The organism is Streptomyces sp. GS7 (assembly GCF_009834125.1).
GTDB lineage: Bacteria > Actinomycetota > Actinomycetes > Streptomycetales > Streptomycetaceae > Streptomyces.
In genome coordinates this window covers 8783873-8795716 of the sequence record NZ_CP047146.1, presented here as the reverse complement: position 1 = coordinate 8795716, position 11844 = coordinate 8783873, and the positions used below count along the sequence as shown (strand labels likewise).

Here is an 11844-nt window from a genome sequence, read left to right as displayed (position 1 = left end):
GGGTCACACACCCATGCCGTAGACGATGGCGAGGATCGTCCCGAGAGAGGCGACAAGGAAGATGCAGGTCAAGCCCCCGACCATCATTCCCTTGCCACGAGAGCTGTCCATTGTGGAGTGGCCCTCGCCGAACCAGCCCTTACTCTTGCCGACGCCGACGAGGAATGCGGCGACCCCGGCCACCAGCACGACAGCCGCGATAACGCCGAGCAGGACCTTCGCCGTGCCGCCCAACTTGCCGAAGGGGCCCCAGTCCGGCTTGACCCCGGACACCGTGTCAATCCCGGCCGCAAGAATGGAGTGCAGCGACGGGTCAGTGGCAGCAGAAATCAGAGTGTGCATGTGAATTACCTTTGGTGCAGAGTGAATTGATGTTTGGGAATCGGGAGGGGTTAGCCAACGTGGCGCATCGCGATGATCTGCGGCGTCCAATAGCTCAAGGGCTTGATCCGCACCTGAGCCCCGGTGTGCGGCGCCTCGATGACCTCGCCATTGCCGATGTACATGCCGACGTGTTCCGGCCCGGAGGAGCCGGGCACGCTAAATAGCAGGTCACCCGGCTGGAGTTGGCTAACCGCGTGGACAGCGGTCCCGGAGTGGACCTGGTCGTACGTGACACGGGGGAGATTCACCCCGGCATGGCTCCAGGCCATCTTGGTCAGCGAAGAGCAGTCGCAGCCGCTCTGCCCCTTGTACGGCGATATGCAGTCGCCACCCCACTGGTACCAGGTCCCCAACGCCGTCCGCGCAGCGGCGATGGCAGTCGCAGCACCCTTGCCCGCGGGCACGTTGGGGTTCACCGCCGATCCCCACTTCGCGGCCAGGTCGCGGATCGCCTTTACGTAGCTGCGGGTCTCCGCGTAGGGCGGAATGCCGCGGTATTTGATCACGGCGCCGCCGCCGGCGTTGTACGCAGCAAGCATGAGGTCCGTGGAATCGCCAGGAACGGACTTCACTTCCCCGGCCAGGGCGCAGTCGTAGGCGGCCTGAGCGGCCACGGCGTCAGCCGGGTTGAAGACGTCTTTGACTCCATCATTGTCGCCATCGACTCCGTACTGAGCCCAGGTCGAGGGCATGAACTGAGCGATCCCCAGCGCCCCCACGGGGCTCTTGGCCCTCGGGTTGAAGTTGGATTCGGTGTACAACTGCGCAGCCAGAATCGAGGCCGTGACCTGCGGGCATTTGCCGGCGTTCTTATTGATGAGAGTCCGGAGCCACCCGGGCACCGGAGCGTCCGGCGCGATGCCGCCGCCGAAGCCTGTCTCTTGGGCCTTGGCGCTATCCGCACCGCCAAAAGTCATCATCAGCACGACGCCACTGATGGCCATGGCTGTAACCAGGCCGAGGACTAGACGTACGTTCTTCATCGGAACCCCGTCAGGCCCACGGCAGCGCAGCGACACGCCAGCCGCTGGCGGTGTGCTCCAGCCGGAGCGCGAGCTGCTCGTTGCTGCTTTGTACGGGCCCGGATGTCGGGGTCGTCGTGACGATGTAGCCGACCCGTACGAGCGCGGTGGAGGAGGTCACGGTGGGAGCGCCGTCCGGCACGACGACAGACGTAATCCGAGCCGACTGCCTGGCCTGTTGTGACCGAAGAGCCGTCCAAAGCACGTCCTGGCCGGGGCGCTTTTGGGCCAGGACGTCCGTCAGCTCACCAGTGGCGAAGCGGGCGGCTCGGGTACCGGCCTCGGCGTACGACAGGTCCTTACCGTCGCGTGCATCGTGCTGTGCGTAAGCCGTGGTGAAGGCCCGAGCCGTGCTCTCAACATCGGCCGGAAGAGCTGTGCTCGGGGCTGCGACGGGGTTCGCCGTGGTCGGCGTGGCCGACTCGCTGATGCCTGCGGAGACCGAGTGAGGGCGGGAACCTGTGGTCGGTGAGTGTTCGCCGGTCGAGCTGGAGCAGCCGGACGACAACACGGCAAGGGAAGCCGAAACACCTATTGTCGCAGATATAGGTATGAAGCGGATGGAGGGAGACATAAGGGAACCACGACCTTGGTGCAGTGAAGATCAGACGAGGGAGTGGGTGTTGCGGCCCAGGGCAGGAAAGGGCCGCAACACCCCTTCGCAGGAGAGCTGGGGGGACTACTCCTGCGGGCTGTTACCGGCGTTGGCCGGGGTCTGCTGGCGACGGCAGGGCGGCGTGCCCCTCAGAATCTGGGATCTGAAAGCCAGGACCATACTTGTCGGCCGCACCCGCAGCAGGGGCTCAGGGCAGGGTGCCCACCACCCCGGCGGCCACTATGGTGGCTGCCAGCCGGGATGGTGTGGTGCGTGAACGCATGAAGTCGTGCTCCCCTGTATTTCCGGGTATACGAAAACCGCACGGCCGTTAGAACGCCAAGGCGTTGGCCGTACGGAAATCGTGGCAGGGGCTCCGGAAAAACTCCCATCTGGATAAGTGGGAATTTTTTTCCGGGAATTGGCTTCCTGAATTCAGTTCTCCAGGTAGACGGGCGTCGCAGGGGAGAGGAACGGGAGGGCGACCGCGAGCCAGGGAACCGCTAGCCCCGACAGCAGGACCGGGGCGCATACGCTGTAGGACACGGTCAGTTCGTGTCGTGCGGGTGCCACCGTGATGCCGGTCAGGAGTGCGTGGTCGAACGGGAGCCAGGTCGATGTCTGGTCCGGCAAGATGCGGAAGCCATCAGACGTCAGCACGACACGCCCATGGCAGTGGTCACGCCAGCATGCTTGGGCCTCAGCCTCAGCCTGCTGTCGACGCCGGGCGTCCAGACGGGGGTTGGGTACCCACCGGCGCCCGAAGCTGGGGTGGTCCTCGTAGTACCCGGCCCTCGGCGGATGGATCACGTCCGCGGCATACCAGCGGGCAACCCCACAGGCCGCGTTCGCGTACGCCGTCTCACCGTCGTCCAGGGCCAGACCGGGAGCGGGCACCGGGTGCAAGGAGCCGCCGGCCTGGAGGTGCTGGTCGAGCAGCGTTGCCGCCTGCTCAGCCTCGTACCGGGCAGCCTCGATCGTCATGTTGTCTCGCCGTCGCCGCACGGCTTTCCCTTCCTTCTGGGCCCAGTACGGTCGCTGCGCTGGGACGTTCCGACGCAGCGACCGCCAGGGAGCCATTCGTCGATCAGATCACCAAAGCGCCCTGCCGGGGCTGGCGGGTACCAGCGTCCGCGCCTGCGCCTCCTCTTCCTCTTGCCTGAGCTGGGCGAGCAGTTCGCCGAGCCGATCGTTGCTGATGGGTTGCCGGGCACGTACCGCGTCCTGGACCGCGGATCGGCTGATGCGTCCCGCGACGCGTGACGCCTCCCGGGCGATCGGCAGAAGTTCCTTCATCCACTCGTCCACGGGCTCCCTGTCCCGAGGGGCATCGCTGCCGTCCGGGACGGACAAGTCTTGGTAAGCCGCGAGGTTGCTCCCGTCTTCCGAGCGCGCCGATTCCCTCCCGCCTGACGGGGTGGAAATCGGGTTGCTGTCCGGCGTGGTTTGAGGCTCGGGACGACCCGGTCCGTTCGGTCCGGACGGAGCACCGTTCCGGACGGTTGACGGTGCGCTTTCCTCTTCGCCATGGCAGGGTGCGGCGGGGGCAGAAGCCTTGCTGGCGGGTGGCTTCTGCTTGTCCGCAGGGGTCTCTTTCGGTCCGTCCGCAGCGGATGGACCAGGTTGCGGAGGCAGTTCGTGGCTCGCCCTGAGCGCGCTCTTCTCACTATCCGTTCGCACCACCTCATGGCGCGCGGTATCACTCCGGACCGGTCCCGGACGGCGCGTGCACTGGTCCGGGACGGACGAGTCGGCCGTCCGCGCCATGATGATCCAGAGGTGCACTGAGCCCGCCAGGGCGAGCGGCGCGAGAGTCGAAAGGACCCCAACGATGCTGTCCGCCAAGTGCAGAGCGGACGGTCCGGAGGGGAGCCTGCGGTTGAGCGTGATCGCGTGCAGAGCGTTCGCCCAAAGGCTCGCTCCGGTCGCGACGAAGAACAGGATCCAGGCGTAGAGCCGGGCCCCGAAAGGGCGGTCCCGCAGGAGAAGAATCGCCCTTACTCCATAGGCGATGAAGCCGTCGACCACGACCGGAAACAGGTAGGAGAGCAGCGGACGAACGTGGATGGCAACGGCGACCTGACGTAGCGCGTCGTAGGAGAGGATGAAGCCGACGCTGGCCAAGATGACCACCGCTCCGTAGTCCCACCCCGTCATCCGTGCCTCGGGGGCGACGGGACGTATCCGCTCGCGTGACATCAGACCTCACCGCCCGTCCGCGGGGCGATGACCTTCCAGGCCGGCGTCTGGGACAGCAACTGGCCCAGCCCCTCCAGCGAGGTCACCTCCTCCACCATCTGAGATGGGCAAGACGCGCACGACACACGCAGCATGAGCCGCTCCACGTCCCCCTCACCGCTGTAGTACAGCTCCATACGCTGACCGCCGACCGTGTCGAGCACCGCGACGGCTTGCAGGTGCCCTTCGAAAGGCAGGAGCCCCAGCACCTCCCATTCGAGCGTCGCAGCCTCAGCGCCGAGCACCACGCGGGCGTACGCAGCCCCCGCAGTCACGGACCTCGGCCCCCAGGACCGCCACCGGCTATCCCGTTCAGCGATCCGCCGTCCCTCGGCGGTGGTGAGCTCATCGGCCGCAGCGAGCATGATCGGGTGGGTCATCGGGGTGGTCCTTCCAATGAGCAGGTGGAGCCGCGTGCATCGCGACGACTGACGGAACCGTTGGCGAGACAAAGAAGCACGTCGGCGTGGCACGGCGTGTTCAAGGGGCAGGTGCACACCAGGTCGAGTCCGCGCAGGACGGTGGCGAACCGGGCGGCGTAGTAGCGTCCGATCGGCCCTCGGAGCATGGCTGCGAAGAGGTTCACAGCCTCCTCTGCCGTCATCTGCTGACCAGGTGAACTCGGGCTCGGATCGCCCGGCGTGAACGGGTTCTCGTACCGGGTCCCGTGGCCCACGTAGACGCAGCGTCGCGGAGCGGAGGCGGCCGTGCGGGCGGAACCGCGAAGGCGGGTCGGGATCACGCCGCCCCCCGCCCTCGCCGACGATCAACACCGACCATCGGTACGAGTGTGCTCACCATCTCCGCCAGCCTGCTGGCGACCCGGTCTCCTACGAAGTCCGTGAGGTCCGGGCCGTTAGCGTCACGGGCCGGCAGATTCGAGGTGATGATGGTCGGGAGACAGTGGTTGTACCTGTGATTGATCAAGCGGTACGTGATCTCCTCAGTCCATTCGCTGACCTTGGTTGTCCCAAGGTCGTCGAGGAGGAGGTACTGAACCTGGGAAAGGCGACGCAACCGATCCTCCATAGCGCCAACCTCCTTGGTCGGCCGCAGATGGCCGTACATGTCCGCGCTGTTCATGGCAACCAGCTCGTAGCGGTCGGGGCCACCAGCGGCGATGCGCCGAAGTGCCCCATACGCCTCGTGCGTCTTGCCCGTTCCGGTCAACCCCGTCAGCAACAGGGCTCCGGCGGAGCCGGGTTCGGCGAGCGTCGTGTCCGCCCATGCCGCAACCTCCGGGATCGTGGTCTGGGCGTCCTGAAAGCGGGGCGGCGTAGCCGCCCTCCAGCGGTTCAGCGCGTAGGAAGCGCGTGCTTCGTGGCGCCAAGCCTGGGCACCTGAGTGGCTGTGATCCTCTTCGTCCAGGGGCGGAGCGAGCCGGATGCCCTTTGAGGCGATGATGCGCTCCAGCGCCTGCATGGTCCGGGCGTGGCCCGCAAGTTCAGGCTTTGCCATGATCAAAAACCGTTCTGGTAGGCGCTCGTGTCCGGACTCCGGAAGGGCTTCCAGCCGTCGCGCCGGAGCGGGACGACGTTGCCTGTCCCATCGACGGGGGCCTGTGAGGGGAGATCCGCCCAGATGCGCAGCAGGTAGCGGGCAGACTTGGGCGGCCGGGAAGGATCCCACCGCCGCGCGATGAACTCGACAAGCTGATCCACGCCCCAGCGGGCCGAGAGAGCTGTTACCCGAGCCCATTCGGCCTCAGTGAGCCGCCAACCGACGAGCATCCCCGCCTTCGTCATGGCCGTGACGACCGCCTTAGCGGAATCCGGCACAGCAACCGACTCAGAACAGGAACTAGGCGAGCTAGCTTGCTTGGAGGTGTTAATACTCCCTACGGGAGTATTAACACCCGCACGCGAGGACGGGACTTCCCCCTTTCTCGGAAGAGACTTCCCGCTTTCACGCTCCGACTTCCCACTTACGGAAGGGGATTCCATGAAATCGCTTCCCGCTTCAGAGCGGGAATCCGTCTCGGTGCAGGGGCCAAGGAGTATGCGGTAGCAGTTGCGGTTGCCCCGGCCCCCACCGGGCGTGTGCGTCAACTCGCGCAGCTTGTAAAGCTCATCAAGGCAGTGTTTTACCGTCCGAGAAGTCAGGCCCGTGAGTTCTGCAATGTCCTCCAGGGACAGAGACGCACTGCCCTGAGTGTCTGCCTCACGCGCCAATGCCAGCATCACGAGACGTGCACCTCTCTTGGATTGAGAGGAGGTCCAAACCGCATCCGTCGCAATCGTGCTCACTGAGCACCACCAGCCACGGCGACGAGCCGCTGAGGGTCCGTTCCAAAAGTTCCATCGTCCTCTGGCACATAACCGCGCTGGTAAGGCTCAGGCGTCAGGTAGAGGCGCCCTGTTGAGACGTGAAAATCGTGAGCGTGTCGCCAGTCCGCAATGCCGGTGAAGTGCTTTTTGATGCGGCGAGTGACCTCACGTTCGACATCCGGTCGCACCCAGACTCGGAGGAATTCGTCGCAATAGAAGTGGGTAACAGCTCGGGCGGGAGGAAAGATGCGGACAAGCGCCGTGGTGGGAACCAAAGCTCCTATCGTGCCGACGAGCATAGGAAAGGGCGCCGCCGGTGGAGTGTCGTAAGTCATGGGGAACTCCGGGATGCGCAAGGAACTCCTTGCGAAAGAATGGTTCTCTGGTGAGAGAGGGGGTTTCGGGAACCGACCTACGCAGCCCGTAGCTTGTTTGTGTCGGTTTGCTGGTGCCGCTGCTTCCAGGCGTGGTGGAGTGCGGATCGATCCGAGGCCAGAAGCCCGCCACGGATTCCGTACCTGGCGTCCTGTCGCAGTGCCTCCACAAGGCATCGTGCTGCCACAGCCAGTGGGCAGTCAGCGCACAGGTTCAAGGGGCGATTCAGCAGCAGTCCGTACGTGTGCCGCACTTCGTCTGGGGAAATCCAGGGCGTATCCGAACCCGGGAAGAACAGGTTGATATCCCGTCCTGCGCATCGGGCGTCCTCGGCCCAGTGTTTACCCGGAGCCTCTCTTGCTGCATCGAGGAGCGGAGCCCAGTTCCCGTGGAGTGCGGATTCTGCGGCCTCTTCTATTTCCGGCGCCATCAGATATGGTCCGATTCCGGATCGAGGAGGGTGTTCGTAGCGGGTCCGACATAGCGCGCGTACACGCAGAACGTATCGTTCACTGTCCTGGATTTAGCCTCAAAATGGCCAGCCGGACGAAAGGCGGAGAGAATGCCCTTTCGTATCTGATAAGCGACCCCGGCGGCGTCTCCCGGCTTATCGCGTTCTTGAATTCGGGCCCACTCATTGGGTCGGGCCTTGAGCTGCTTAACGATTTCCGTGTGCCGGGGGTTCGCGGTTGGCGTGATGCGGGGAGACGGGGGAAGCTCTTCAAAGACGACGTCAGGTGTCATCGGATTGCTCCTGGAGGGTCACAGAGGAGCGCACAGAGGCGCGGCTATTCCTGGGCTTGCTCTACGCGCGGGATCGCGGCCGGGAACGCTGCGAAGGCGTCAGCGTCGCAATCGCCGTGCCGTGCGCGGCATTGGCCGAATTAGCTCTTTCTCCAGGCCGCACGGCGTGCATTGCGGAAATAGCCCTGAGATCATCGTCTGCGAAAACGACGTGCTTCCCCATCTTTCGATGAGGGAGCGAGTTGATGCGCTTTCGCAACCAGAATTCTGGTATCTGAAGCCGGCGCGCGGCCTCCTCATAGCCCACGTGCAAAGTGGTGTCGAGCTTGCGCAGCAGAGTGTCAAGCTCCCCGCCGTTCGTGATCAGCCGAAGAACTACGGCGAGCTTTTCGAGGTCGCCGTAGTTGGCTGTTCCCGCGATAGGTGCCCCTGCGGGGTGTCCCATGAGACAATCACTCCTTGAGCAAGCAGGCTGATGTCCGCTTGCCGATCGGGTGACGACGGAGCGATGCTCCGCCGCCACCGGCCCGGTGCGCGACCGCGAGGTTTCCTATGCCCGCTGCGGTCTGCACTGATTTCCTGGGAGGTTCCTCCCAAGTCCGGCCCGCTGGCACGAAGTTCCCGCTTCAGCCAGCGGGCCGGACTCTTCTCGGCGTCGCCGAGAACACGCCACTCTGACGAGAATCCTCGCCAGCGCAGCAACATCATCGTAGCATCATTTGCGACCCATCATTTCCTTCTCTTGATCTTTGTCGGGAGAGTAACCGAGCGTTTGGCACACTGTGACGGTGAAGAGCGTTGAGGACTTCGACCCCGCCAAGCTCAAAGAGGTCCGGCTCGCCGCCGGGCTGTCAGCGGCCGACGTCGCCAAGGCCATCGGCTCCACTCCCGGCACCGTTGGGCGCTGGGAGAACGGGCGAGGGGCGCCAAGCCCCAGGCTGTTTGCCGCCCTGGCGGACGTCCTCGCAGTCCCGAAGAAGCGCCTCCTCGTCCCGCTCGCGGACGAGGCCGACCTGGCCACCCTCCGGACGCGAGCTGGGCTCCGGCAGGAGGACGTGGCTGATGCGCTGGAGGTCCAATCCTCCGACGTCTCAGAGATGGAGCAGGGCACCGGGGCCCTGCGCGATGAGTGGGGAGTCGTCCTCTCCGCGCTCTACGAGGTGCCCCTCGAACGGCTCGCGCGAGCCCGAGCGGTGACAGAGGTCCGCTGGCGCGAGCGGTTCGAGGGCAAGCGAGGGAAGTAGACCGGAGGGGCTCAGTGCCCCATGCCGACGCCGCCATCGACGGGAAGCACCGCGCCGGTGATGTAGCCGGCCTCATCGGAGGCCAGGAACGCCACAGCCGCTGCGATCTCCTCCGGTCGAGCCATGCGCTTGAGAGGGGCGTGCTGGACCATCGCGTCGATCTGCTCGGGGGTGAGAGCGGCGACCATGTCGGTCTCCGTCGTCCCGGGGGAGACCACGTTGCTCGTGATCCCGCGGCTTCCCAGTTCGCGGGCAAGGGAACGGGCGAAGCCGATGAGTCCGGCCTTGCTCGCTGCGTAGTTCGCCTGGCCGGCCTGACCGAGCATGCTGACGGCGCTGGCGACGAAGATCAGGCGCCCGCGCCGCATGCGCAGCATGCCGCGGCTGGCGCGCTTTGCCACGCGGTAGGCCGCGGTCAGGTTGGTGTCCAGGACCGCGCTGAAGTCCTCCTCGGACATCCGCATCAGCAGCTGGTCACGGGTGATGCCGGCGTTGGACACCAACACCTCGACCGGACCGTGCTTCTCCTCGATCTCCTTGTACGCCTGCTCGACCTGCTCGGCGTCCGTGATGTCGCACTTCACGGCCAAGAACCCCGCCGGCGGCTCGCCCGACCGGTAGGTGATGGCGACCTTGTCACCTGCTTCAGCGAAGACGCGAGCAATGGCCAGGCCGATGCCGCGGTTTCCTCCGGTGACGAGGACGGAACGGGACATAGATGATCAACCTCCGCAGGTCGTGAGCAAACTCATGAACCAGATATGACTCTCAGTTCGACGTTCCACATCATGTGCGCCTACTGTCGTCAGTCGGAGTGATGACAGTCGTAGCGACGAAGGTTGAAGGCTGGAAGAACTCTGGCGGCGCCGCCTGGAGGTCTAGACCTCCAAACATCCACCCCATGGGTCGGATATCGCGTGTGACCTGCCCATACGTGAGGTGGCTGCCCGGCATCGACTGTTAGATCGCGGGAGATCGGGGCTTCGCGGTCAACCGGCAGATGACGGAAATACTGAGGAACGCAGTGCAAGAGTGTGAGCAACGTCCCAATGTCGTTGACGGTGGACCGGACGAACTGGGCAAATTGCTGGTTTTCTGGCGGGAGCGCCTCGATCCCCGCCGCATCGCCGGTGTCGACACGCAACGTCGGCGTCTCAAGCCGGGACTAACCCAAGCCGAGGTGGCTCACCTAACGGGTGTCGGCCTCACCTGGTACAGGGCGTTGGAGAAGGGAACCAGACACGATTTTTCGGATCGGTTCCTCCTGCGTCTGGCGATGACGCTGAGGCTCTCGGAGACCGAGCAGGCCGTCTTGTTCCAGCTGGCGAAAGGGCAGGCTCCGCCGCAGCGTCCGCAGCTGTCCGAGGCCGACAAGGTCGAACCGGATATGCAGCTCATGCTGGACCAGATGGCGCCGTACCCGGCCTACCTGTCCAACCTCTGCTGGGACATCGTCGCCAACAATCCGGCGCTTGACGACTGGTTCCCGTGGCTGCCCTACGAGCGCAACATGATGCGCCTCGCTTTCCTCTACCCCGAGGCTCAGCAGCAGTTGGTGCCCTGGAAGGAGGGCTGGGCCAGGCCCTTCCTCGCTCAGGTGCGCGTCGCCTTGGCGATGTATCCGGACCACGAGGGACTCCACGTCCTCAAGGACGATCTGCTGTCGGGAAACCCAGTGGCACGTGAGCTCTGGGCGGAGAACGAGGCGATCCACCATCCCGACGGCCACGTGCGGGGCATCCGCCTGCCCAACTCGAATCGGGTCATGCCGGTGAAGATCATGGCGCTGGCTCCGATGGGCAACATGACGATGCGTTTCATCACGCTCCTGCCCCAAGAAACGGGTCAGGAGTGAGAGAGCTTCTCGGCGAGCTGAGCCACCGGGCCCAGCAGTTCGAGGGGAGTTGCCGGGGCGGGGAGCCCGCGCTCGCGGTAGACCGCCGCGACCGCGGTTAGGACTCGCTCCGGCAGCCCGAGAGCGCCGTAGGCATCCAGCGACAGCTGAGCTGCTGCTTCCTCCACAGGAAGTCCCGCATCCGCCGCCTCGGATGCCTGTCCGTGAAGGTCGCGCAGGTACTCGCCGAATCGCGCGACCTCTTCGCGGCCCACAACCGGGCCGTGCCCGGGGACGAAGGCGGTGGCCGCAGTTGCCAGGAGAGCATCGCAGGCGTCCGCCCAGCCCAGAAGAGGCCCCGACCACACCACCGGATGATCTCCCTGGAAGAGGAGATCGCCGCAGAACACGACCCCTGCCTCCGGGATGTGCACCGCCACGTCCCCGTCGGTGTGAGCCGGCCCGAGTTCCATGAGGTTGACGGTGATCCGGCCCACCTGAAGTGTGAGTCGATCGCTGAACGTCGTGGTCGGTGGCGACAGCTCGATGCCGGAGAAGTCGAACCCGGCGAAATGCCGTGTCATGTACCGACCAGCGACTCCTTCTGGCGGGTGGTTCTGAAGCCACTGGTAAGTGGCTGGCGAGAGTTCGTGCTCGATCTCGGATGCTGCGCACGCCGAGGTGATCGTCCGCGCTCCGTCTACCAGCTGGTTCCCATGGCAGTGATCACCGTTGAGATGCGTGTTCACGATGGTCGTTACTCGCGCTCCAGGCGCGGCGGCGGAGACCGCAGCCAAGAGGCGTCGGGTCTGAGAGAGGGTGAAGAAGGTATCGACAAGCAGTGCGTCCCCTGCGTCGGCGACCAAGCCAGCGTTGGACCACCCCCAGGACCCATCTGCCTGGATGAAGGCAAATACTCCCGGAGCGAGTTCCTGCGTCCGCAGGTCACCGGGAACCATGCGAGTCTGGCTGCGACCATTCATGGGCCCGATCATCGTTCAGCCAGCGGGGAAAGTGAAACTCACTTGGACTTCGCCGTAAACCGCTTCATGAGCTTTCCAGCGTGCCGCCAGAACTCGGCGACGTCCCGCACTTTCTGAGCTGAACCGCGGTAGCGGTCTCCGTCGCCGGGTGTGTACTG

Annotated in this window: 17 protein-coding genes; 2 read left to right on the top strand and 15 right to left on the bottom strand. The window is 65.0% G+C overall.

Annotation, left to right across the window (positions count from 1 at the left end; all coding sequences use genetic code 11):
• Positions 1-3: 3 nt before the first annotated feature.
• The 13 genes from GR130_RS38350 to GR130_RS38290 all read right to left on the bottom strand — a co-directional run bounded on the left by GR130_RS38350 (position 4) and on the right by GR130_RS38290 (position 8070).
• Positions 4-342: a hypothetical protein gene (locus GR130_RS38350; protein ID WP_159509140.1), complete on the bottom strand. Its 339-nt coding sequence runs from the start codon at positions 340-342 to the stop codon at positions 4-6.
• 50 nt (positions 343-392) lie between these two features.
• Entirely contained in the window at positions 393-1367 is a 975-nt protein-coding gene (locus tag GR130_RS38345) for a C40 family peptidase (RefSeq protein WP_159509138.1), read from the bottom strand.
• A 10-nt stretch (positions 1368-1377) separates the two neighbouring features.
• Positions 1378-1527 (bottom strand): hypothetical protein, encoded by a 150-nt coding sequence (locus GR130_RS41220; RefSeq protein WP_236573858.1) that lies wholly within the window; start codon positions 1525-1527, stop codon positions 1378-1380.
• Positions 1528-2436: 909 nt separating this feature from the next.
• A complete protein-coding gene (locus GR130_RS38335; protein WP_236573857.1) occupies positions 2437-3006 on the bottom strand; it encodes a hypothetical protein in 570 nt (189 codons plus the stop codon).
• An 87-nt stretch (positions 3007-3093) separates the two neighbouring features.
• A complete protein-coding gene (locus GR130_RS38330) occupies positions 3094-4134 on the bottom strand; it encodes a DUF2637 domain-containing protein (RefSeq protein ID WP_443043792.1) in 1041 nt (346 codons plus the stop codon).
• Between the two features lie 65 nt (positions 4135-4199).
• Entirely contained in the window at positions 4200-4619 is a 420-nt protein-coding gene (locus GR130_RS38325) for a DUF6195 family protein (protein ID WP_159509132.1), read from the bottom strand.
• Positions 4616-4981, bottom strand: coding sequence for a DUF4326 domain-containing protein (locus GR130_RS38320; protein WP_268977952.1), 366 nt, complete (start codon positions 4979-4981; stop codon positions 4616-4618). The genes GR130_RS38325 and GR130_RS38320 overlap by 4 nt, the downstream gene beginning before the upstream one ends.
• Positions 4978-5697, bottom strand: a complete 720-nt coding sequence (locus GR130_RS38315; RefSeq protein ID WP_159509130.1) for an ATP-binding protein — start codon at positions 5695-5697, stop codon at positions 4978-4980. Before GR130_RS38315 ends, GR130_RS38320 begins: the two co-directional genes overlap by 4 nt.
• A gap of 2 nt (positions 5698-5699) precedes the next feature.
• A complete protein-coding gene (locus GR130_RS38310; RefSeq protein ID WP_159509128.1) occupies positions 5700-5984 on the bottom strand; it encodes a hypothetical protein in 285 nt (94 codons plus the stop codon).
• Between the two features lie 497 nt (positions 5985-6481).
• Positions 6482-6841: a hypothetical protein gene (locus GR130_RS38305; RefSeq protein WP_159509126.1), complete on the bottom strand. Its 360-nt coding sequence runs from the start codon at positions 6839-6841 to the stop codon at positions 6482-6484.
• Between the two features lie 77 nt (positions 6842-6918).
• The gene (locus GR130_RS42155) at positions 6919-7311 is read right to left on the bottom strand and encodes a WhiB family transcriptional regulator (protein ID WP_159509124.1); all 393 of its coding nucleotides are present in this window, start codon (positions 7309-7311) and stop codon (positions 6919-6921) included.
• Entirely contained in the window at positions 7311-7625 is a 315-nt protein-coding gene (locus tag GR130_RS38295) for a hypothetical protein (protein WP_159509122.1), read from the bottom strand. The genes GR130_RS42155 and GR130_RS38295 overlap by 1 nt, the downstream gene beginning before the upstream one ends.
• A 61-nt stretch (positions 7626-7686) precedes the next feature.
• The gene (locus tag GR130_RS38290; protein ID WP_159509120.1) at positions 7687-8070 is read right to left on the bottom strand and encodes a hypothetical protein; all 384 of its coding nucleotides are present in this window, start codon (positions 8068-8070) and stop codon (positions 7687-7689) included.
• Positions 8071-8413: 343 nt separating this feature from the next.
• Here GR130_RS38290 and GR130_RS38285 point away from each other — a divergent pair, with 343 nt between their 5' ends.
• On the top strand, positions 8414-8869 hold the full coding sequence (locus GR130_RS38285) for a helix-turn-helix transcriptional regulator (protein ID WP_159509118.1): 456 nt from the start codon (positions 8414-8416) through the stop codon (positions 8867-8869).
• Positions 8870-8880: 11 nt separating this feature from the next.
• Here the strand turns inward: GR130_RS38285 and fabG are convergent, their stop codons facing one another.
• Entirely contained in the window at positions 8881-9585 is a 705-nt protein-coding gene (fabG, locus tag GR130_RS38280) for a 3-oxoacyl-ACP reductase FabG (protein ID WP_159509116.1), read from the bottom strand.
• Positions 9586-9869: 284 nt separating this feature from the next.
• Here fabG and GR130_RS38275 point away from each other — a divergent pair, with 284 nt between their 5' ends.
• A complete protein-coding gene (locus GR130_RS38275; RefSeq protein WP_159509114.1) occupies positions 9870-10724 on the top strand; it encodes an MmyB family transcriptional regulator in 855 nt (284 codons plus the stop codon).
• Here the strand turns inward: GR130_RS38275 and GR130_RS38270 are convergent.
• Entirely contained in the window at positions 10715-11686 is a 972-nt protein-coding gene (locus GR130_RS38270; RefSeq protein ID WP_159509112.1) for an MBL fold metallo-hydrolase, read from the bottom strand. The genes GR130_RS38275 and GR130_RS38270 overlap by 10 nt on opposite strands.
• Positions 11687-11844 lie beyond the last annotated feature (158 nt).

What these genes read in the sequence shown, in the direction of transcription:
- GR130_RS38350 (WP_159509140.1), bottom strand. Translation starts at nt 342, where the DNA reads ATGCACACTCTGATTTCTGCTGCCACTGACCCGTCGCTGCACTCCATT.
- GR130_RS38345 (WP_159509138.1), bottom strand. Translation starts at nt 1,367, where the DNA reads ATGAAGAACGTACGTCTAGTCCTCGGCCTGGTTACAGCCATGGCCATC.
- GR130_RS38325 (WP_159509132.1), bottom strand. Translation starts at nt 4,619, where the DNA reads ATGACCCACCCGATCATGCTCGCTGCGGCCGATGAGCTCACCACCGCC.
- GR130_RS38315 (WP_159509130.1), bottom strand. Translation starts at nt 5,697, where the DNA reads ATGGCAAAGCCTGAACTTGCGGGCCACGCCCGGACCATGCAGGCGCTG.
- GR130_RS38310 (WP_159509128.1), bottom strand. Translation starts at nt 5,984, where the DNA reads ATGACGAAGGCGGGGATGCTCGTCGGTTGGCGGCTCACTGAGGCCGAA.
- GR130_RS38305 (WP_159509126.1), bottom strand. Translation starts at nt 6,841, where the DNA reads ATGACTTACGACACTCCACCGGCGGCGCCCTTTCCTATGCTCGTCGGC.
- GR130_RS42155 (WP_159509124.1), bottom strand. Translation starts at nt 7,311, where the DNA reads ATGGCGCCGGAAATAGAAGAGGCCGCAGAATCCGCACTCCACGGGAAC.
- GR130_RS38295 (WP_159509122.1), bottom strand. Translation starts at nt 7,625, where the DNA reads ATGACACCTGACGTCGTCTTTGAAGAGCTTCCCCCGTCTCCCCGCATC.
- GR130_RS38290 (WP_159509120.1), bottom strand. Translation starts at nt 8,070, where the DNA reads ATGGGACACCCCGCAGGGGCACCTATCGCGGGAACAGCCAACTACGGC.
- fabG (WP_159509116.1), bottom strand. Translation starts at nt 9,585, where the DNA reads ATGTCCCGTTCCGTCCTCGTCACCGGAGGAAACCGCGGCATCGGCCTG.
- GR130_RS38275 (WP_159509114.1), top strand. Translation starts at nt 9,870, where the DNA reads ATGACGGAAATACTGAGGAACGCAGTGCAAGAGTGTGAGCAACGTCCC.
- GR130_RS38270 (WP_159509112.1), bottom strand. Translation starts at nt 11,686, where the DNA reads ATGAATGGTCGCAGCCAGACTCGCATGGTTCCCGGTGACCTGCGGACG.